16 protein-coding genes are annotated in these 20,911 nt (G+C 66.5%); 10 read left to right on the top strand and 6 right to left on the bottom strand.

The features are described 5' to 3' along the window. Window positions 1–34: 34 nt before the first annotated feature. Window positions 35–1,435 carry an aminotransferase gene (locus DOM66_RS12945; protein ID WP_110690437.1) on the bottom strand — a complete coding sequence of 467 codons (1,401 nt, stop codon included), beginning with the start codon at window positions 1,433–1,435 and terminating at the stop codon, window positions 35–37. A gap of 211 nt (window positions 1,436–1,646) precedes the next feature. Then, window positions 1,647–3,110 carry an NAD-dependent succinate-semialdehyde dehydrogenase gene (locus tag DOM66_RS12940; protein ID WP_110690435.1) on the bottom strand — a complete coding sequence of 488 codons (1,464 nt, stop codon included), beginning with the start codon at window positions 3,108–3,110 and terminating at the stop codon, window positions 1,647–1,649. A gap of 408 nt (window positions 3,111–3,518) precedes the next feature. On the opposite strand from DOM66_RS12940, the gene DOM66_RS12935 reads away from it, so the two are divergent. From DOM66_RS12935 to DOM66_RS12920, 4 genes are all read left to right on the top strand, one after another. Further along, on the top strand, window positions 3,519–4,613 hold the full coding sequence (locus DOM66_RS12935) for an aromatic ring-hydroxylating dioxygenase subunit alpha (RefSeq protein ID WP_110674655.1): 1,095 nt from the start codon (window positions 3,519–3,521) through the stop codon (window positions 4,611–4,613). 13 nt (window positions 4,614–4,626) lie between these two features. Continuing rightward, a complete protein-coding gene (locus tag DOM66_RS12930) occupies window positions 4,627–5,346 on the top strand; it encodes a GntR family transcriptional regulator (RefSeq protein WP_110674656.1) in 720 nt (239 codons plus the stop codon). Window positions 5,347–5,374: 28 nt separating this feature from the next. Then, entirely contained in the window at window positions 5,375–6,385 is a 1,011-nt protein-coding gene (locus DOM66_RS12925; protein WP_110690433.1) for a PDR/VanB family oxidoreductase, read from the top strand. A gap of 108 nt (window positions 6,386–6,493) precedes the next feature. Continuing rightward, a complete protein-coding gene (locus DOM66_RS12920) occupies window positions 6,494–7,882 on the top strand; it encodes an MFS transporter (protein WP_110690431.1) in 1,389 nt (462 codons plus the stop codon). A 150-nt stretch (window positions 7,883–8,032) separates the two neighbouring features. Here the strand turns inward: DOM66_RS12920 and DOM66_RS12915 are convergent, their stop codons facing one another. The 3 genes from DOM66_RS12915 to doeA all read right to left on the bottom strand — a co-directional run bounded on the left by DOM66_RS12915 (window position 8,033) and on the right by doeA (window position 10,889). Then, window positions 8,033–8,506 (bottom strand): Lrp/AsnC family transcriptional regulator, encoded by a 474-nt coding sequence (locus tag DOM66_RS12915; RefSeq protein WP_110690429.1) that lies wholly within the window; start codon window positions 8,504–8,506, stop codon window positions 8,033–8,035. Then, complete coding sequence (gene doeB, locus DOM66_RS12910) at window positions 8,503–9,528, bottom strand: N(2)-acetyl-L-2,4-diaminobutanoate deacetylase DoeB (RefSeq protein WP_110690427.1); 1,026 nt, start codon at window positions 9,526–9,528, stop codon at window positions 8,503–8,505. The genes DOM66_RS12915 and doeB overlap by 4 nt, the downstream gene beginning before the upstream one ends. A gap of 161 nt (window positions 9,529–9,689) precedes the next feature. Further along, complete coding sequence (doeA, locus tag DOM66_RS12905; RefSeq protein WP_110674661.1) at window positions 9,690–10,889, bottom strand: ectoine hydrolase DoeA; 1,200 nt, start codon at window positions 10,887–10,889, stop codon at window positions 9,690–9,692. Window positions 10,890–11,088: 199 nt separating this feature from the next. On the opposite strand from doeA, the gene ehuR reads away from it, so the two are divergent. The 6 genes from ehuR to DOM66_RS12875 all read left to right on the top strand — a co-directional run bounded on the left by ehuR (window position 11,089) and on the right by DOM66_RS12875 (window position 18,947). Next, window positions 11,089–12,495, top strand: a complete 1,407-nt coding sequence (gene ehuR, locus DOM66_RS12900; protein WP_110690425.1) for a MocR-like ectoine utilization transcription factor EhuR — start codon at window positions 11,089–11,091, stop codon at window positions 12,493–12,495. Between the two features lie 450 nt (window positions 12,496–12,945). Then, the gene (locus DOM66_RS12895) at window positions 12,946–14,244 is read left to right on the top strand and encodes an MFS transporter (protein WP_110690422.1); all 1,299 of its coding nucleotides are present in this window, start codon (window positions 12,946–12,948) and stop codon (window positions 14,242–14,244) included. 469 nt (window positions 14,245–14,713) lie between these two features. Beyond that, window positions 14,714–15,649: a 2-hydroxyacid dehydrogenase gene (locus DOM66_RS12890; protein ID WP_110690420.1), complete on the top strand. Its 936-nt coding sequence runs from the start codon at window positions 14,714–14,716 to the stop codon at window positions 15,647–15,649. A 193-nt stretch (window positions 15,650–15,842) separates the two neighbouring features. Continuing rightward, window positions 15,843–17,126, top strand: coding sequence for an MFS transporter (locus DOM66_RS12885; protein WP_110690418.1), 1,284 nt, complete (start codon window positions 15,843–15,845; stop codon window positions 17,124–17,126). Window positions 17,127–17,244: 118 nt separating this feature from the next. After that, window positions 17,245–17,934, top strand: a complete 690-nt coding sequence (locus DOM66_RS12880; RefSeq protein WP_110690417.1) for a hypothetical protein — start codon at window positions 17,245–17,247, stop codon at window positions 17,932–17,934. A gap of 86 nt (window positions 17,935–18,020) precedes the next feature. Continuing rightward, window positions 18,021–18,947, top strand: coding sequence for a lysine exporter LysO family protein (locus tag DOM66_RS12875; protein WP_110690415.1), 927 nt, complete (start codon window positions 18,021–18,023; stop codon window positions 18,945–18,947). A gap of 138 nt (window positions 18,948–19,085) precedes the next feature. Here the strand turns inward: DOM66_RS12875 and DOM66_RS12870 are convergent, their stop codons facing one another. After that, window positions 19,086–20,675, bottom strand: a complete 1,590-nt coding sequence (locus tag DOM66_RS12870; protein WP_110690413.1) for a carbohydrate porin — start codon at window positions 20,673–20,675, stop codon at window positions 19,086–19,088. Window positions 20,676–20,911 lie beyond the last annotated feature (236 nt).

The raw sequence follows: 20,911 nt of genomic DNA, 5'->3' as shown, positions 1-20,911 counted from the left end.
CCTTCAGCGCAGCGCTTCGGATCGGCTCTTTAGTTCACCCCTGCAGATCGCCGCTGCGCGTCAGCTCGTCGGTCACCTTGTCGATGGCACGCTTGGCGCGGGCGATCACCTCGTCGACCTGGCCGCGGTCGATCACCAGCGGCGGGGCGAAGCCAAGGATGTCGCCGTTGGGCATGGCACGGGCGATCAGGTTCTCCTCGAGTGCCGCCGCCGCGACCCGCGGGCCGACCTTGAGCGCCGGATCGAAGGGGGTGTAGGCGCCCTTCTTCGGCGCGAATTCCAGCGCCGCCATCAGCCCCTGGCCGCGCACGTCGCCCACCAGCGGGTGCTCGCCGAAGGTCTTGGCCAGCTGGGCGTTGAAGTAGGCGCCGGTCTCGGCGGCGTTGCCGACCAGATTCTCGCGCTCGATGATGTCCAGGTTGGCCATCGCCGCCGCCGCGCCCAGCGGGTGCCCGGAGTAGGTCCAGCCGTGGCCGATCGGGCCGTACTCGCCGGTGCCCTGCTCCAGCGCTTGCCAGACCCGTTCGCCGACGATCACCCCGGAAAGCGGCTGATAGGCGCTGGTCAGCCCCTTGGCAATGGTCACCAGATCCGGCTGGATGCCGTAGTGCTGGAAGCCGAACTCGCTGCCCAGGCGCCCGAAGCCGCTGACGACTTCGTCCGCAATCAGCAGGATGTCGTGGCGCTCGAGCACCGCCTGGATTGCGTCCCAGTAGCCCTCCGGCGGCGGAATGATGCCGCCGGTGCCGAGTACCGGCTCGCCGATGAAGGCGCCCACGGTCTCCGGACCCTCGCGCTGGATCAGCGCCTCCAGCTGCTTGGCGCAGTAGGCGGAGAACTCGCGTTCGCTCATCTCGCCCCGCGGCCGGCGGTAATAATACGGCGCCTCGGTGTGCAGTACGCCCTCGATCGGCAGATCGAAGTGCTGATGGAAGGCGGGCAGCCCGGTGAGCGAACCGGCGGCAATGCTGGAGCCGTGATAGCCGCGCTGGCGCGAGATGATCTTCTTCTTCTGCGGCCGGCCAGTGACATTGTGGTAGTAGCGCACCAGCTTGATCTGGGTCTCGTTGGCATCGCTGCCGGAGAGCCCGTAGTAGACCTTGTTGAGGCCGTGGCCGGCGAGCTTGGCGATACGCTCGGAGAGCGCGATCAGCGGCTCGTTGGAGTGGCCGACATAGGTGTGGTAGTAGGCGAGTTCCTTGGCCTGGGCGTAGATGGCCTCGGCGATCTCGCTGCGCCCGTAGCCGATGTTGACGCAGTAGAGACCGGCAAAGGCGTCGATCATCTCACGCCCGTCGCGGTCGACGATGGAGATCCCCTGGCCACCGGTGATGATACGCCCCGGCGCATCGCCATGGGCGTAGTCGCGCAGATGGGTGGAGGCGTGAAAGACGTGGCGACGATCGTTGTCGATCAGGCTACGCGTATCGGTCATGACGTTTTCCTTGCTGAAGGCGGAACCACCACCGCGACTGTCGATGGTGTTTGATGGTGGTTCCCGGCGGGCGCAGCGGTCACCGTGACCCTTGTGTGATACCCGCGTGATAAAGCTATGCGACGCTGATGATACGGCGCGACACCGCTCATGCGACAGCGCTTGGGCGCCAGGCGAGCCGGCGAAGCGCCGTCAGCGATTCAGCGTTGTTTCAAGAAGAACTGGCCGAGGGCATATTACCCAGACAGTAATACTTGGTGTCGAGATACTCCTCGAGCCCCTGGGCGCCGCCCTCGCGGCCGAGTCCGGACTGCTTGATGCCGCCGAAGGGGATCGGCGCGCCGGTCATCTTGACGCTGTTGACGCTGACCATGCCGTACTCCAGCCCGCGCATCAGTTTCCAGATGCGGCGCACGTCATGGGTGTAGACGTAGGCGGCGAGACCGTACTCGGTGTCGTTGGCCAGCCGGATCACCTCGTCATCGCTATCGAACACACCGATACCCGCCACCGGCGAGAAGGTCTCCTCGCGGAACACGCGCATCTCCGGGGTGATGTCGGCGAGCAGCGTGGGGACGAAGAAGTTGGCCCCCGGTGCCGAGCGCTCGCCGCCGAGCTTGCGCGCACCGCGGCGCACCCCATCCTCGACGAGGCCCTGGGCCATCTCCACCGCACGGCGATGGATCAGCGGGCCGATATCGCACTCGTCGAGCCCGTTGCCCACGCTGAGCGCTTCCATATGCGCGACGAAGCGCTCGATGAAGGCGTCGTAGATACCGCGCTGGACGAAGATGCGGTTGGCGGCGAGGCAGTCCTGCCCGGCGGTCTGGAACTTGGCCGCCACGGCTTCCTTGGCCGCGGCGTCCGGGTCCATGTCGTCGCAGACGATGAAGGGCGCGTTGCCGCCCAGCTCCAGCGACATGCGCTTGACGCTCGACGAACTCTGGCGCATCAGCAGCTTGCCCACCCGGGTCGAGCCGGTGAACGAGATGTTGCGAATGCGGTTGTCGCTGCACAGCACCTCGGAGACCGTTGCCGGGTCACCCGTGACCACGTTGAACACCCCGGCCGGAATGCCCGCACGCTCGGCCAGCTCGGCCAGCGCCAGCGCCGAGTAAGGGGTTTCGTTGGCCGGCTTGACGATCACCGGACAGCCCGCAGCCAGCGCTGCCCCGGCCTTGCGCGTGATCATCGCCAGCGGGAAGTTCCACGGCGTGAACATCGCCGACACGCCCACCGGCTCCTTGATCGTACCCAGGGCCGCATCGGGGATATGGCTGGGGATGGTCATGCCATAGGCGCGCTTGGCCTCCTCGGCGAACCACTGGATGAAACTGGCGCCATAGTCGACCTCACCGCGGGCATCCTTGAGCGGTTTGCCCTGCTCGCGGGTCATCAGATAGGCGAGGTCCTCCTTGTGCTCGTGCAGCAGGCGGTACCAGTGGTTGAGCTTCTCGGCGCGCACATTGACGTTGAGCGTCCGCCAGGCGGCGAAGGCCTCCTCGGCGGCGGTCACGGTGGCGGTGATCTGGGCGGCTTCCAGCAGTGCACAGTGGCCCAGGGTCTCGCCGGTGGCGGGGTCGACCACCGCCTCCTCGCGACCCTCGCTGCCATGGGTCCACTTGCCGTCGACATAGGCGTACTGACGGAAAAGACGCGGGTCGTTGAGTTTCATGCTGTCGCCTCCTGCGGCGCTGAGGGCGTAACGGTCAGGCGGCACCAGAGAAGAGATCCCCTCTGGCGCTGCCGAGTGCCCCCAGCTTAGGGGTTAGCGCGTGCAGAAACTTTTTGTCCCGCCGCCCTGACGCTTGCGCTTTTTTTCGAAAGCGCCGCGGTAACTTGCGGTTTTTTCGGCACGATGGGCGTGCGCCACGACGGACACCCCGCCTGTATACACGAACTCCTGATATCTACATCTTTTGGCTAAAAAACGCACAAAATCGTCGCCAAAAAGAGGGGGCAGGCGTATTCATGTATACACGCCGTGCCATTCATCCACGATTTCCGGACTGGCCACCCGCGCCCTGACCACCGCGCGAGCCGCCGACCGACGTCACGGCGTGAACCCGAGAGGAGATGACCCATGTCCAACCGTGGCTATCCGTTGAACGCCTGGTACGCCGCCGCCTGGGGCCATGAGATCCAGCACCGGCTCACGCCGCGTACGCTGTGCGAAACCGACCTGGTGCTCTATCGCAGAAGTGACGGCCAGATCGCCGCGCTGCAGGACGCCTGCTGGCACCGCCTGCTGCCGCTGTCGCTGGGCCGCCTGGATGGCGACAGCGTGGTGTGCGGCTATCACGGCCTGGCCTTCGACCCCCATGGCCGCTGTACCCACATGCCGTCGCAGGAGACGATCAACCCCGCCGCCTGCGTGCGCAGCTTCCCGGTGGCCGAGCGCCACGCCCTGGTGTGGGTGTGGATGGGAGACCCGGCCCAGGCCGACACCGCCACCATCCCCGATTTCCACTGGAACGCCGACCCCGCTCTGGCCGGCCGCGGCGGCACCTTCTACAGCCTGCAGTGCGAATACCGGCTGGTGATCGACAACCTGCTCGACCTCACCCACGAGACCTTCGTCCACGCCGGCAGTATCGGCCACGACTCGATCACCCGCGCCCCCTTCGACGTTACCCACGACGAGCGCAGTGTCACCGTCCAGCGCTGGATGCTCGACGGCGATGCCCCGCCCTTCTGGGCCCGCCAGCTGGGCCGCGACGTGCCGGTGGATCGCTGGCACAACATCCACTTCGAGGCGCCCTCGACCATCATCGGCGATGTCGGCGTGGCCGAAGCCGGCACCGGCGCGCCGCAGGGAGACCGCTCCCGCGGCGTGACCGGCTACTTCCTGGCGGCGCTGACGCCGGAGACCGCCACCAGCTGCCACTACTTCTGGAATTTCGTCCGCGATCACCATATCGACGATCCCAACTGGACCGAGTACCTGCACTACGCCCATGTCAACGACGGCCAGGGGGTCTACGACCAGGACAAGGCGGTGCTCCAGGCACAGCAGATCGCGGTCTCGAAGTACGACCGCCCGCCTTTCTACAACCTCAACATCGACGCCGGCGCGATGTGGGCGCGGCGCATCATCGATCGCCTGATCGCCGCGGAGGAGACGCCACCCGCCGGCGAGCAGACGTCGACGCCCAGCGTCTTCGCGCGCCAGGCCTGAGGACGCGACCACCATGCGCCAATCGCTGAAAGCGCTACTGACCCTGCGCAACTGGATTCTCGACGGCACCCTGAGCGCCGGCGAGCGTCTGTGGGAGCCGACGCTGGCGACTCGACTCATGGTCTCGCGCACGCCGCTGCGCGAGGCCCTGGTCCGCCTCGAACACGAGGGGCTGGTCGAGGCCGCCGAGCGCGGCGGCTATGCGGTGCGCGGCTTCTCCCCCGACTACCTCAAGCAGACGATCGAGATCCGCGGCACCCTGGAAGGGCTGGCCGCGCGTCAGGCGGCCGAGGCGCGCCACCCGGCATCACGCCTGGCCCCCCTGCACCGGCTGGTGGAGCACATCGACACCATCGTCTCCCAGGCGCAGCTCGACGAGGAGGCGCTGAATCGCTATGTCACGCTCAACGGCGAATTCCACCAGCATCTGCTCGCCCTTGCCGAGAGCATGGCGCTGAGCGAGGCGCTGGAGCGCATCGGCAATCTGCCTTTCGCCTCGCCCAGCGCCTTCGTCATGAGCTACGCCCACTCCGCCTCCGCCCACCGCATCCTGTTCATCGCCAACGATCAGCACCGCTGCCTGGTCGACGCCCTCGCCGCCGGTGAGGGCGCGCGGGCCGAGCAGATCGCCCGCGAGCACGCGCGCATCGCCCAGCGCAACCTGGACAGCGCCCTCGCCCATCCCGCCGGGCTGGATGCCGTCAGTGGCGGTGCGCTGATCCGTCAACCATGATTCCGCCGCGTGCGGCCAGGAGAGTCCCATGAACCCTCGCAGCCTGCCTTCGGTCCACACCCCGCCCCGCTGGGAGCCGGCCACCCTCGCGCGCTGTCACGATCTGGGCAGCGACGTGCGCCTGTTCGAGGTGCGCCCGGACAGCGGCGCGACCGCGCCCTACACCCCGGGTAGCCATCTGCCGCTGCAGCTCGAATTCGATGGCCACCCCCAGACCCGCCACTACTCGCTGCTCGAGGAGGCCGGCGACGCCGGCGTCTACCGCTTCGCGGTCAAGCGTCTGGTCCATAGCCGCGGTGGCAGCGAGCACCTGTGGCAGCTCGCCCCCGGTGACAAGCTGACCATCGCCGGGCCGGCCAACCACTTCCCGCTGTCGTTCGCCAACCCCGAATATCTGCTGATCGCCGGCGGTATCGGCATTACCCCGCTCTACGGCATGGCGCTGGCGCTCCACCGCGCCGGCAAGCGCCTGCGCCTGATCTATGTCTCCCGGGACAGTGCCCGCGAGCACTTCGCGACCGCGCTCTCGGCGCTGGGCGCGGCGCTGGAGGTGTACCCGGATTCGGCCAGCGCGGCCCCGGCGATCCAACGCGCGGTAGCCGCACTCGACCCGGCCGGAGAGGCCTATCTCTGCGGCCCGGCGGGCCTGCGCCGGCATGTCCGCGCGCTGTGGGAAGCCGAGGCGCGGCCGCCGTGGGCGCTGCGCTACGAAACCTTCGCCAACGGCGGCGAGCGCCCGGAGGAGACGTTCGAGGTCAGCGTGCGCAATCTCGGGATCAGCTTCGAGGTGCCGCCCCACCGTTCACTGCTGGAGTCGCTGATCGACCACGACATCGAGGCGCTCTACGACTGCCAGCGCGGCGAGTGCGGCCTGTGCGCGGTCGATGTGGTCAGCCACGAGGGCAGCATCGACCACCGCGACGTCTACTTCAGCGCCCGCCAGCACGCCGCCGACGACAAGCTGTGTACCTGCGTCTCGCGCATCGCCGGCCACGGCCGCGTGGTGATCGATACCCGCCGTCAGGGTATCCGCGACTGACGCACGCCGTTTCGCAGAAGACGTGGCGCCAAAGGCCTTCTGCCAAGGGCCTTCTGCCAAAGACGTTTTGCCAAAGGCGCGCTGAAAAGAGATAAAGAGGAGTAGGGCATGACACCGGACACCGCCGCTGACATCGACCCGCGCAAGCTGCTCGACGAAGCCCCGATGAGCCGCGCCCAGGTTCTGGCCGTGGCGACCACGGTCGCGCTCAATGCGCTGGATGGCTTCGACGTGCTGGCGATCAGTTTCGCCGCACCGGGTATCGTCGCCGAGTGGGGGATCAACCGCGCCGAGCTCGGCGTGGTGCTGGCGATGGAGCTGATCGGCATGGCCCTGGGCTCGATCCTGCTCGGCGGAGTGACCGATCGTGTCGGCCGGCGCCCGGTCAACCTCGGCTGCCTGCTGCTGATGGCGCTCGGCATGCTGATGGCAGCGCGCGCCGGCAGCGTGGCGGAGCTGGGCGCCTGGCGCGTGCTCACCGGGGTCGGCATCGGCGGCATGCTCGCCTCGATCAACGCCACCGCCGCCGAGTACGCCAACCACAAGAGCCGCAACCTGTGCGTCTCGCTGATGGCGATCGGCTATCCACTGGGCGCCATCGTCGGCGGCACCATCGCCGCTCAGCTGCTGCGGCTGTTCGACTGGCGCGCGGTGTTCTACTTCGGCGCCCTGGTGACCGCACTGATGATCCCGCTGACCGCCTGGCTGCTGCGCGAGACCGTGCCCTATCTGTGCCAGCGCCGCCCCGCCGGGGCGCTCGACAAGATCAACCGCGAACTGCGTCGTCTCGGCCACGCCACGGTGGCGCGGCTACCGGCACCGCCGGCCCGGAGCGGTGGCGACTCGCCGCTGGCGCTGTTCGGTCCCGGCTTGATCCGCGTCACCCTGCTGCTGACGCTGGCCTACTTCATGCACATCGCCACCTTCTACTTCATCCTCAAGTGGGTGCCACAGATCGTCGTCGGCATGGGGTTCGACCCCGCCAACGCCGCCGGCGTGCTGGTCTGGGCCAATATCGGCGGCGCCCTGGGCGGTGCCCTGCTGGGGCTGCTCGGGCGCCACCTGCCGATCCATCGCCTCACCATAGCCGCGCTCTGCCTGTCGGTGATCATGGTGACCCTGTTCGGCCACGGTGCCGACTCGCTGGCCGGCATCTCGCTGCTGGTCGCGGTGACCGGCTTCTGCACCAACGCCGGCGTGGTCGGCCTCTACGCGCTCTTCGCCCAGCGCTTCCCGACCGCCCAACGCGCCTCGGGCACCGGCTTCGCGATCGGCGTCGGCCGCGGCGGTGCGGCGCTGTCGCCGATCGTGGTCGGTGTGCTGTTCACCCTCGATCTCGACCTGCAGGCGGTGGCGATCGTCATGGCCCTGGGGGCCGCGATCGCCGCGGTGGCGGTGCTGCTGCTCGGCCCCGAGCCGGTTCAGACCGAGCAGCGCCGAGCCCAAGAAGAGAATACCTCCCACACCCGGCTCACGCCGGATAGCCAGAGCGGATAGACGGCCCCCCGCCGCTGTCGTCCCGGATGCTCTTACTAACGCCCAGACGCAGAAAACCCGGCATATGCCGGGTTCTTCTGATGTGAACGACACACCTGGCAAACCGGTGAGAGGGGCGAACCGGGCATCCAAACTCAGGAAGCCTTCCCCTCAGCCCTCGGGGTCGGGCAGTGCCGGCGGCCCGTGGCGCTTGACCGTCTTGGTGACGATATAGGTGAAGTAGCGCTCGATGCCGAGATCCGACACCAGCCAGGCATCGATCAACCGCTGGTAGGCGTCGATGCTCTCCAGCTCGATCTTGACCAGGTAATCCATGCCGCCGCCGATGGCGAAGCACTCGGCCACGGCGTCGCTCTCTTCGACCAGACGCTCGAAGCGCGCGAAGCTCTCGGCGTTGTGCTGCTTGAGCTCGATCTGGACCCACACCGGGGTCAGCTTGACCAGCACGTCGGTGTCGATCCGCGCACTGTAGCCGCGGATGACACCCGCCTTCTCGAGCCGCTTGACCCGCTCCCAGCAGGGGCTGACGGAGAGGTTGATCGCCTCCGCCAGGCGCGACTTGGTGATACGCCCGTCGCGGCTCAGGATCGCCAGGATCTTGAGATCGTAGCGGTCGAGTTTCACGCTCTCTCCAACGACTGCACCACCTCGGCGACCACCGCGATGGTGTCGCCCATGCCGACCTTGGCCGGGAAGCGCCGAGCGATCAGCACGCCATCGCGCTGGGCGCGATACTCGACCGGCTCGGTACCGGTGCGGGTCATGTCATAGACCCGCGCCAGCACGTCGCCCTGCTCGACCATCTCCCCCAGCGACACCGTCAGCTCGAGCAGACCGGCGTGCTCGCTCTGCACATAGCAGCTGGCATCGGGCATATCGACATAGATCATCGGCTCGTCGGAGGTCTCCAGCTCACCCTCGACCAGGCCATAGTGGATCAGGAAGTTGCGCACGCCGCGCTCGCTGATGGCCAGGCTGGTCGGGGTCGAGGTACCGCCACCGCCGAGCTCGGTAGTGACGAAGGTCTTGCCCTGGGACTCCACCGCCGTGTCGTAGAGACGGGTGGCGTCGAGCTCGAACATCATCATCGCGTAGGGCGCGCCGAAGGCCACCGCACCGCCCAGGCTGGCACGCTCCTGATCCAGATCGTCGAGGCGGTGGGCAGCCGCGAAGGGCACGATATCCAGGGTGCGGCCACCGGAGTGCAGGTCGAGCGCGACGTCGCACATCGGCACCAGCACGCGGGTGAAGTAGTCGGCGATCTGGCTGGTCACGCTGCCGTCGGGGTCGCCGGGGAAGCTGCGGTTGAGGTTGCCACCGTCCAGCGGCGAGGTCCGCTTGCCGGCTTCCGCCGCCGGCACGTTCATCATCGGCACGATGATCACCCGCCCGCGCACGTCACCCGCCTTGAGGGTGTTGGCGAGCTTCATCAGCGCGGTGATGCCTTCGTACTCGTCGCCATGGTTGCCGCCGGTGAGCAGCGCCGTCGGCCCTTCGCCGTTGGCGACCACGGTGATCGGGATCATCACCGCACCCCAGGCGGACTCGTCCACCGAGATCGGCAGCTTGAGAAAACCGTGCTGCACGCCCTGGGCGTCGAAGTCGACGCTGGCGCTGATCGGACTGGGACGCAGGGATGCGGGCATGCTAACTCTCCTCACTGAAACGGGTGGCGCGTCCTCGGCGCCTGGCCGCTGAACGCATCCTTGAAAGATGACATTTCGTACAGAACCTCAGACCGCGCCGACACGACCCTGGTTGACGAAACGCTGCCGAAGACAAGCGGTTCGGCGAAAGATCGGCGCGTCTATTTGACGAACAGCTGTCGCGGAAACTCGCACAGCGGCTCGGCGCCCTTCTCGGTGATCAGGATACTCTCGGTGATCTCCAGGCCCCAGTCGTCCATCCACATGCCCGGCATGAAGTGGAACGTCATGCCCGGCTCGAGGATCGTCTCGTCGGAGGGGCGCAGGCTCATGGTGCGCTCGCCCCAGTCCGGCGGATAGCTGATGCCGATGGGATAGCCACAGCGCGCGCCGCCGCGGTCGAAGCCGTACTTGTCCATCGCCGCGCCCAGCGCCAGCGCAATGTCGGCACAGCGATTGCCGGGCTTGGCCACGGCGAGGCCGTTCTCGATCCCCTCGAGCAGCGCCGACTCGCCGCGCAGGAACTCCTTGGGCGGCGTGCCCAGGAAGACCGTCCGCGACAGCGGCGCGTGGTAGCGTTTGTAGCAGCCGGCAATCTCGAAGAAGGTGCCCTCGCCGCGGCGGAAAGGGGTGTCGTCCCAGGTCAGGTGAGGTGCGGCGGCGTCGCTGCCGGTGGGCAGCAGCGGCACGATGGCGGGATAGTCGCCGCCATGCACCACGCCGTTGGGGTCGGTCCAGCCCTCGGTGCCGACGCGGTAGATCTCGGAGACCAACTTGCTCTTGGCCAGGCCCGGCTCGATCATCTCCAGGATGCGCGAGTGCATGCCCTCGACGATGCGTGCCGCCACGCGCATGTAGGCGACCTCCTGCGGCGACTTGATCGCACGACACCAGTTGACCAGTGCAGTGGCATCGCTCAGTTGAGCGTGGGGCAGCTCCTTGACCAGGCTGGTGTAAGCCCGCGCCGAGAAGTAGTAGTTGTCCATCTCCAGGCCGATGCTGCCGGTATGCCAGCCGTACTCCGGCAGCACCGACTGGGCCAGATACTCCATCGGATGCATGTCCGGGTTCTGCACGTAGTAGTCCGGGTAGTAGCGCACCCGCTCCTCGTGCATCCAGCAGGTACGCCAGGCGCCATTAGCATCCTGACGCCGGCCGTACCATACCGGCTCCCCCTCCAGCCCCACCAGCACGCACTGATGGACATAGAACGACCAGCCGTCGTAGCCGGTCAGCCAGGCCATGTTGGAGGGGTCGCTGACGATCAGCACATCGAGGCCACGATTGGCCATCGACACGCGCACTTTATGCAAACGGCTGGCGTACTCTTCACGCGAAAAAGGCAGGGAAACCTGGAACATGGAGCCACTCGACTAACGGGACCGAATTATCAGGACGCAGGCTGCCAGCGCGCCGAGCACCGGCCTGTCCTACCGCTTGCCGACCGGATGTGAAATTGTCATGATCAAATCTCGAAAAAATCAGGACAATTATCGGTCAATGCATCAAGGACGATAGTAGCATCGTCGCGCGTCCTGGCGTCAAAGGCTTTATTGCATCATGACAATCGACCTCACACCCTATATTTCGACCCAGGGTCCGAAGTACCTGGCCATCGCCCGCGCCCTCGCCGAGGCGCTGCGCCAAGGGGTTCTCTCCCCGGGTACCCGACTGCCCACCCACCGCGAGCTGGCAGAGACACTCGGGGTCAGCGTGCAAACCGTATCCCGGGCCTACGAGCAGGCGGAGAAGAGTGGTCTGGTGCAGGCCAGGGTCGGCAGCGGTACCTGGATCCGCGATACCGAAGGTGATGCCGAGAGCGAGTTCCTGCGCGCACCGGCCACCCTCGCCGACGACAGCCTGATCGATCTCTCGATCGCCCATCCGGTATGCCTGCCGTCGCACCATCTGCGCTTCCGCGAAGCGCTGGCAGAGCTGGCACGTACCGCCCACGCCGACGTGATCGGCGCCTGCCGTCCGATCGCCGGCTTGATCCACCAGCGCGAGCGCGCCGATGCCTGGCTCCGTGAGCGCCTAGGAGTACCCGGCGAGGTAGAGGAGCGGCTGCTCTGCAACGGTGCCGCCCACGGCCTGATGCTGGCGATCGCCACCGTGGTCCAGCACGGCGACGTGGTGCTCACCGAGTCGCTCACCGACCACGGCCTGATCTCGCTGGCGCGCACCCTCGGTTTCCAGCTGCGTGGGGTCGCCATCGACCGCCAGGGCGTGATCCCCGAAGCCCTGGAAGCAGCCATCGTGCGCCACCGCCCGCGGGCGGTATGCCTCACCCCGACCCAGCTCAACCCGACCGGCGCGACCATGGAGAACACCCGGCGTGACGCCGTCGCCCGGGTGCTCGAACGCCACGGCGTCTGGCTGATCGAGGATGACGTCCACGCCCTGCTCGAACCGCCCGGACTGACCCCGCTCACCGCGCGCCTGCCGCTGCAGAGCTTCCATGTCACCAGCCTGACCAAGGCCACCGTGCCCGGACTGCGCGCCGGCTATCTCAGCGTGCCCCGTGGGCAGATGCACCACACCCTGCCGCGCCTGCGTGCCACCAGCTGGATGGCGACACCGCTGGTGTTCGAGCTGGCCGACTACTGGCTCGCCAACGGGATGATCGACACGCTGGCCCATGAGCAGCGCCAGCTACTCGCCGAGCGCCAGTCGCTGACCGCCCGCCGCCTGGCCGGCCACACCCTCGACGCGCGCCCCAGCAGCCTGCACGCCTGGATCGCGCTGCCGTCGCCATGGCGCGCCGAGGAGCTCAAGCAGCAGGCGCGCCAGGAGGGCGTGGCGATCACCACCGCGCAGCCGTTCCTGGTCGAGCAGACACCGGCGCCGCAGCGCGTGCGTCTCAGCCTCGGCGCCGAGAGCGACCTGGGGCGGCTCGCCAACGCCCTCGATATACTCGCCCGGCTGATCGGCGAAGCGCCGCCGCCGATGCTGGAAATCGTCTACTGAACCGATTGCCGGTCGGCCTCATCCTCGGGGGGCTTTCCGATTGCCGGAATCGAGACATTGACGATCTTGATGATGCTGACTTTTATGATGTAACGGATCGTTTCCTCTACGGCCTTCGCAGCACACGCGACATGCCATCTGGGGCTGAGTGATCTTCAGCGAAGCCTGTGCGCTGATCACCGGAAGCGTCGGCGTGATCGGCTGACTCGGCACACAAGCCTGGACGCTTGGGCTTTTCAGGGAACTGAATTTTCTCAGTAACCAACTGTCACATTGTCATGTTCGGCCGGGCAACCGATACCGCGATGTGAAGTGAGGGATAGGGAGTCAGCGATGTGAAGTCAAGACATGCGCAGACGCCCAATACCCCTCAGGGAAACCGAGCTTCCCCCTGTGCCGGCTGCAACTATCAGGCCCTGTCCAATATGCCGGGGCCAGAAGGAGGAAGACATGGCCATACCAACTCAACACGCCTCCCCATCAAGCGGCGCATCAAGCTTTCGCTGGGTCATCGTTGCAATGCTCGCCGCGATCATCCTTATCAACTATATCGATCGCTCGGCAATCTCCTACGCCATCGGACCGATGTCGAAAGAGCTGAACCTCAGCGATGCGCAGCAGGGCATGATCCTGGGCGCCTTCGGGATCGGGTACGCCGTCACGACTCTCTTGGGCGGCATTCTGGTCGACCGGTTCGGTGCGCGCATCGTCCTGGCGGTCTCGGTTGTCGCCTGGGCGGTGGCAACCGCCCTGGTCGGCCTGGCCAGCAGTTTTCTTCTCATCCTTGTCGCGCGCGCTGCGCTCGGCCTGGCCGAAGGGCCGATGTTTCCCGGGCAGACCGGTGCCATTGCGAACTGGCTATCGGGACGGGAGCGCGGTCGCGCCCTCGGTTATTCGCTCGTCGCGGTGCCTATCTCGCTGGCGATCGGTGCCCCAATCGTCTCCTATCTCACCGCGATCACTGGCTGGCGCGAGATGTTCATCCTGCTAGGCGCCATCAGCCTTCTGTGGATGCCCTTGTGGTGGGTGCTGTTCCGCAACCATCCCGAAGACAGCAACAGGGTGAATGCCGGCGAAATCGCCGTCATCGCGGATCAGGAAACGCAGACGCCAGACGATAATGCCGTCGACGCCCCGCGCGAGCGCACCAGCTGGGCCAAGTTATTGACCAACGGCACGCTTCTGGCGAACAACTGGGCGTTCTTCGTGTTCGGCTACTTTCTGTTCTTCTTCATGTCATGGCTGCCGGGTTATCTGGAACACACTTTCAAACTGTCGATCACCAGCGTTGGCTGGTTCTCTGTCGCCCCCTGGCTTGCCGCTGCCTTTGCGCTGATTCTGCTCAGCAATCTGTCGGATACGCTCTTGCGGCGCACCGGTAAGCTGCGCATTGCCCGAAGCTATCTGATTGCCGCCACCCAAGGTCTTGCCGCGCTGGTGATCCTGCCGGTCGCCTTCACCGACAACCTGACACTTGCGCTGATCCTGATCACCATTGCCGTCGCCGCGTCCATGGGCGCGAACGCGGCATTTTACGCGGTCAATATCGACGTCGCCCGTGACCGTTCCGCCACGTCACTCGGCATCATGGATTTCGGCTTCGCGATCTCCGGTTTCCTGGCTCCGGCCCTGACCGGCTGGATCGTGGGGCAGAGCGGCGGCTTCGCCGAGGCGTTCATGCTGATGTCGGCTCTGGCGGCCTCTTCCGTGATCATCACGCTACTCTTCCACCGTCCAGACAAGGCATAGGGTGGGTAAAGGGACACCCCGCGCCCGACATCGGGCGCGGGACAAGAGGGAAAAAAATCAGGTCAACATGGGCTGAAAAGGTGACGACTATTGAACTGCCACCGAACGGTCAGCCAGCTGTAACCGTCGGCTTCTGTCTGGGGCGCTGACACTTATCCATCCTGCCGAGCCGCTGGGCTCACTCTTTTTCAGCATCGCTGTCGGGCGCTGCCTGTGCACGGTGCGCGCGAGCGTACGAGCTGGGCAAAATTATTGACGCTCGGCACGCTTCTGGCAGACTACTTGGCGTTATTGGTGTTCGGCTACTGCCTGGTTTTCTTCATGACGGGATTGCCGGGTTATCCGAAACGCACTGTCCCACTGTCGATCACCAGCGTCGGATGTCTTTCCGTCTCCCCCTGGCTTGCCACTGCCGCAGACCTGGTCCTGACCGGCGACCTGCGTACCCCCACTTCGCCCAGGAGGCAACATGCAGGTACTGATCTACCATCAGGATGCCGCCCAGTGGCGAGAGGTGCTCGCCAAGCGTCTACCCGAAGCCGAGTTCCACCTGGGCGCCGAGCACGGCAATCCCCAGGTCGACTATCTGGTAGCGTGGAAGCCACCGGTGACGCTGCTCGAAGAGCAGCGCGGGCTGCGCGGCATCGTCAATCTCGGTGCCGGGGTCGATGCCCTGCTCAACAACCCCGCGCTGCCGCGGGAGATTCCCATCGTCAAGCTGCGCGACGCCGGCATGGGTGAACTGATCGGCGACTACGTGCGCTACGGCGTGCTCCACTTCCAGCGCGACTTCGACCGCTACCAGCGCCAGCAGCGCTCGCGAACCTGGCGCGAGGTCACGGTGGTCGACAAGGCCGAGTGGGGCATCGGCATCCTCGGGCTGGGCGCAATCGGCACCCGTGTGGCCCAGATGCTGGCCGCCGACGGCTATCCCGTGCACGGCTGGAGTCGCTCGCCCAAGCAGCTCGAGGGCATCGTATGCCACCATGGCACTGCCGGCCTCGATGCCCTGCTCGGTCAGGTCATGACGCTGGTGACGCTGCTGCCGGATACCCCGGCTACCCGCCAGCTGATCGACCGCGACACCCTGGCCAGGCTGCCTGCGGGAGCCAGCCTGATCAACCCCGGCCGCGGTACCCTGATCGATGAAGCTGCCCTGTTCAATGCCCTCGGCAGCGGCGACGCCGACGACGACGCCCACCTGCGCGGGGCGCTGCTCGACGCCTTCCCCCAGGAGCCGCTGCCGGCGTACAGCCCGCTGTGGCGCCATCCACGGATTCTGATCACGCCACACATGGCCGGCCCCACCCCGATCGGCGCCGCCGCCGACCAGGTCGCCGAAGCGCTGGGACGCCTCTCCCGCGGTGAAGCGATCGAGACCATCGACCCCAGCGCCGGCTACTGAACGTATTCACCGACGACACCGTACACGTCGATAGCGGCGCGGATGAATCCGACCGCCGTGAGGGACTTCACGCTCGGGCGGGTCTCATCCACACTGCGGGGAGCGCCCCTCGGGCAGGCTGCGGCCGAGCCCCGATGCGCCGATCAGCCCCCCGGGCCAGACGTGGTCCACGAGCGCCAGCGAGGTGAACAAGATGAGAGAGGTCTCCAGCACCAGCTTCGCCGTTTTTGGTGCCGTGCTCATCGCCATCAGCTATGGGTTGGCACGTTTTGCCTTCGGCCTTTTCGTGCCACAGATCCGAGACGACCTGGCTCTCACGACCTATACGATCGGGATAATCGGCGCGTTGCCGCTGGTGAGTTTCCTGCTCTCCACCGGCTTCGCCCCTGTCCTGGCCAACCGCCTGGGCGCACGCTATTCGGCGATGATCTCGGCAAGCTTCGGCGTTGCCGGGCTGGCGCTCATCAGCCAGGCGGCGAGCGCCATGACCCTCGGTATCGGCGTCTTTTCCTGCGGTATCTGCACCGGGTTGATGATGCCCGCGCTGACGACCGGCATGCAGGCACTCGTCAAGCGCACCCTGCATGCACGGGTCAGCTCGTTCATGAACGCGGGCACCAGTATCGGCATCATGGTTGCCGTGCCCACGGTGATTTTCATGACCGGCGCCTGGCGCACGGCCTATCTCTCTTTCACCGCACTGGCCATCGTCGGGCTGTGTGCCACCTGGTTTTTCCTGCCCTCGGTGTCACGGCTGACGCCTGCCAACGCGGCCCCGCCGCCGCCGCTCGGTGAGCTCCCCTGGTCGCGACTGATCCGCGTCTCGCTGTTCGCGTTCTTGATGGGCTTCGTCTCATCGGCGTACTGGATCTTCGCCCCCGATCTGGTGATCACGCTCGGCGGCGTCTCGGCAGGCGCCACCGGCTGGCTCTGGTTCGCGGTGGGCGTGGCAGGCCTGGGCGGCGCCGTCGTCGCCGACCTCGCCGACCGCAACAACCCGCCGATCACCCAGGCGTTGATGCTGATGATGCTCTCCACCAGCATGCTACTGCTGGCGGCCAACCCGGCGCAGCCCGGGCTGACGCTCTTTTCGGCCCTGATCTTCGGCCTCTCCTACATGAGCTTGACCGGGCTCTATCTGATGACCGGTATCCGCCTGCTGCCGGGACGCCTGTCGGCGGGCCCGGTACTCCCCTTCATGGCCGTGGCGCTGGGCCAGGCGACGGGCTCACCGGTGATCGGGCGATTGATCGATCTGTTCGACTACACCTATGCCTTCTCGCTCATCGCCGCGCTGGGTATCGTCGTGGCGATCCTCTCGCCCTTCTACCCCGGCTATATCGCTCAGGCCCAGGAGGAGCCCGAGGAGGAGGCCGGTCTGCAGGGCGCCTACGACTATCAGCTCCAGGACGAGGAGGGCCATCCCCTGGAGGAAGCGTCGGAGGACCCGCTGGAGGAGGCCCAGCCCTCTGCGTGATCGCAGGCGCCGCGCCGGGAGCGAGCGCGGCAGCTTCGCTGCCACCTGCCTGCGGCGCGCGTGAACCTTTCGCCAAAATCGGTATCAACAGAACCTAGCCTCTAGCCTGGGTCAGACGATGCCCTATCTCACCTCGATGCTGCTGTCACTCGCACTGTTGCTGCTCAGCGCTACCACGGCGCTGGCCCAAAGTGCGCCAACGCCCTTCGTGGCCCATTACCGCCTGGCCATCAGCGGCTGGCCGGATGCCACCATCACCCACCGCTTGAGCCAGCACGGCAGCGTGTGGGAGAGCACGATGCAGGCCAGCCTCAAGATCGCCCACGGCGAGGAGCGCGGGCGCTTCGCCGTGGAGGGCGATGACGTGCAGGCCATCGACTACACCTCCGGCTACTCGCTGCTGGGGATCGGCGATGACTACCACCTGAACGCCGACCAGCTCAAGCGTCTGCCGGACCGCCAGACTGCGCTGTTCGAACTCGCGCGCACGGCCCCCGAAGCGCGCTGCCGCAGCGATCAGGTGTCGCCCTGCCAGCTCACCTATCAAGACCACAAGGGACGCGACAAGACGCTCTACTATCGGGTGACCGGCGAGGGAGAGGTCACCACGCCGGCCGGCAAGTTCCCGGGGGTCAGCGTCGATACCTGGGATGCCGACCCGGACAAGCGTGGCCGCCATCTGTTCCTGACCTTCGACCGCGACGTGCCCGGCCTGCTGCTGGCCAGCCGCTATGTGCGCGACGGCGAGCAGCGCAGCCAGCTCAGCCTGCTCGATGTCAGTTTCCCGCGCGATAAGGGAGTTGAATGACCTAGCGTATCGAATTACAGTTTCGACTCTTCAACGGGCGCCCCAACAGGGCGCCCGTTTTCATTGCTCATCTCGCCGAGGTCGCCATGCTGCTGGGCTTGCTGTGGATACTCTTGCCGCTGATCGTCGGCTACCTGATACCGGTCCGGCACGCCGGCCTGCGCCGCGGCATCGACCGCGGCGTGAGCGCCTCGGTCTACGTCATCCTGCTGCTGATGGGTATCAGCCTGGGCGGGATGGAGAACCTGCTGGGGCAGCTCTCGACCATCGGCGCCACCGCGGCCACCCTGTTCCTGGTGATCTCGCCGCTCAATCTGCTCGCCCTGTGGTGGCTGTCGCGGCGACCAATGGCACGGGTCGAGCGCATCGCCGGCGACGATGCCGCGCCACTCGGCAAGTGGCAGGCGATGAAGGGCTCGGTGCTGCTGTGCGCCGTGGTCGCCGGTGGCGTACTGCTCGGCGCGGGCATGCGCCTGCTCGGCTGGCACCCGGCAGCCCAGGCCGAGACCCTGGCCACCTGGACGCTCTACGTTCTGCTCGGCCTGATCGGCTGCCAGCTGCGCAATTCGGGGCTGGGGCTGCGACAGATCCTGCTCAACCGGCTGGGGCTGGCGATCGCCGGGGTGGTAATGGTGAGTTCGCTGCTCGCCGGACTGCTTGCGGCGCCGCTGCTGGCGCTGCCCTGGAACCAGGGCATGGCGCTGGCCGCAGGCTTCGGCTGGTACTCGCTCTCGGGGATTCTGATCGGCGACCAGATCGGCCCGGTGCTGGGCGGGGCGGCCTTCTTCAACGATCTGGCCCGGGAGCTGCTCGCCTTTCTGCTGGTGCCACTGTTCATCCGCGGCGCGGTGCCGCTGGCGATCGGCTACAGCGGCGCCACGGCGATGGACTTCACCCTGCCGGTGATTCAGAAGCACGGCGGCATCGCCTGCGTGCCGGTGGCCATCGTCAGCGGCTTTCTGCTCTCGCTGCTCTCACCGCCGCTGATCCTGCTGCTGCTCTCCTTCACCTGACGCCGCACGACCTTTCGCCTGCCAGCGTCATCCGGCACCACGGCGCCTGAAAGGCGACGCCCCGCCGATCACGATCGGCGGGGCGTCGGGTCATGCGGCCCGACGCTGACGGCGGGCTCGAGCCAGGTCGGTTGAGGTCTAGAACCACACCTCCATCTGCGTCCCGAAGGTCCACTGCCCGCCGGTGAAGTTGTCTTTACCCAGGGCGTCATCGCCGGCGAAGTTGTTGAGCTCGCTATCCCAGTCGCTGTAGCTGGCGAATACGCGGATCTCGGGGCGCTGCCAGAAACCGCCCACCTGGGGCTTGAAGGTCGGCGCCAGGGTAAAGCGGGTGTAGCCGCCCTCTACCGCGTTACGCCCCTTGTAGCCCTTGGGATCGAGATCCATCCACTGATAGCTGGCTTCGTACTGCATCTCGAAGTTCTGGGTCAGCTCGTTGGCGAAACGCAGGTTGAAGGTGGCCCAGTCGTAGCTGTCACCGTTGGCGTAGCGGTCGTCGCTGGTCTGGGCCAGCACCGCCGGAGCCACACGCCAGCGCGGTGCCACGTAGGTAGTGCCGTAGAGGCCCAGCCGGGTGGTCTTGGCGTCATCGGTCAGGTTGCCGTCGGAGCCCAACGCCTTGACCTCGGCCCCCAGTCCTTCGCCATGAATCAGCGCGGCGACGGTATTGCCCTCACTGACCCCGAAGAAGCTGTCACCGTGATAGGCGAGCATGCCATGGAAGCCATGATCCGCCGCTCTGGCGCGGCTGCCAGTGTCGCGCTCGTCGTTGTCGTTGGCGGAGAGACCGCTGAGCATCCACTGGAACGGGCCGATGTAGTTATTGGTAGAGAGAATCAGGGCATCGGTGCTACCGGTCAGATCCGGATTCTCGCTGCTGACCACCGGGAAGTCGCTGAAGCTGCGCCCGTAGAGCGTGAGGTTGGTGCTCCAGTCATCGTTGACCGCCACGTCGTAGATACCGGCACCGGTACCGGCGAGGAAGATGAAATCGGTATCGAGCCAATGGATGTCGAAGTTGTTGCGGTCGAAGCGCTTGCCGGCCCAGATCTTGGCGTTCTCGAAGGGACCGGTGAAGCTGGGCAGATCGCTGAACTCGACGAACGCCTGGCGCACGTTGAGCTGTGACTCATCGGCGGTCCAGTCGTTGCTGCTGGTGGTACCGTCCGCCAGCATCATGCGATAGAGCGACTTGGCGCCGTTGTCGAAGGTCTGGTGGTAGTTGAGCACGGTCTCGACATAAGTATCCGGCTCGTTGCCCAGCCGCCCCACGTTACCGCCCGTGGCGCCGGCCGGCGTTAGACCGGGGCGGCCGGGAGCGCTCTTGCCGTCGTCGCCGAGCAGCAGCCCGGAGCGCGCGTAGACACTCAACGAAAGACCATCGTCAGCGCTCTTGGCCGCCTCGGCGCCGCGGGTCTCGGCCTGGCTCTCGACCGCCGCAAGGCGCGTATCGAGGGACTGATCCTCGAGCGAATCGAGTTTCTGCTCGGCCAGATTGGCACGCTGTTCGGCGGTGGCCGCGCGCTGCTCGGCCGCGGCCACTCTGGCTTCGAGCGCCGCCAGGCGCGCTTCCAGGCTCTGGTTAGACTGCGCCTGCGCCGAGGAGACGGCGCCCAGTGAGGCCAGCGCCACACCGATGGCGAGCCCGGTCTTGCGAAACCCCGGTGTCGCCCGGCGCGGGCGGCATAGCCGAGAACCTTCGATCACATCGATCGCTGATCTGGACATGACATGCTCCTGTTGTGGTTGTTGTCGTCCCCTCGCCCGCCGGACGCCCCACCGCCTGCGCGTTGGGGCGTCGCGTCGCCCTCCCCCGGCCCCATCCCGAGCCCCCTGCTCTGACCACGGGATGGCGGTGTCAGCGAGTCGTGACGCAAGGCGGAACTTAAACGTTTAAGATCCGCCTGAAAACATCGACGAAAGGCGCTTTGACCAAGGTCTAACGCCCTCGTCCCGGGGCATCA

The organism is Salinicola endophyticus, from assembly GCF_003206575.1.
GTDB lineage: Bacteria > Pseudomonadota > Gammaproteobacteria > Pseudomonadales > Halomonadaceae > Salinicola > Salinicola endophyticus.
The sequence above is the reverse complement of the archived record's forward strand: the minus strand, read 5'-3'. Positions and strand labels throughout refer to the sequence as shown.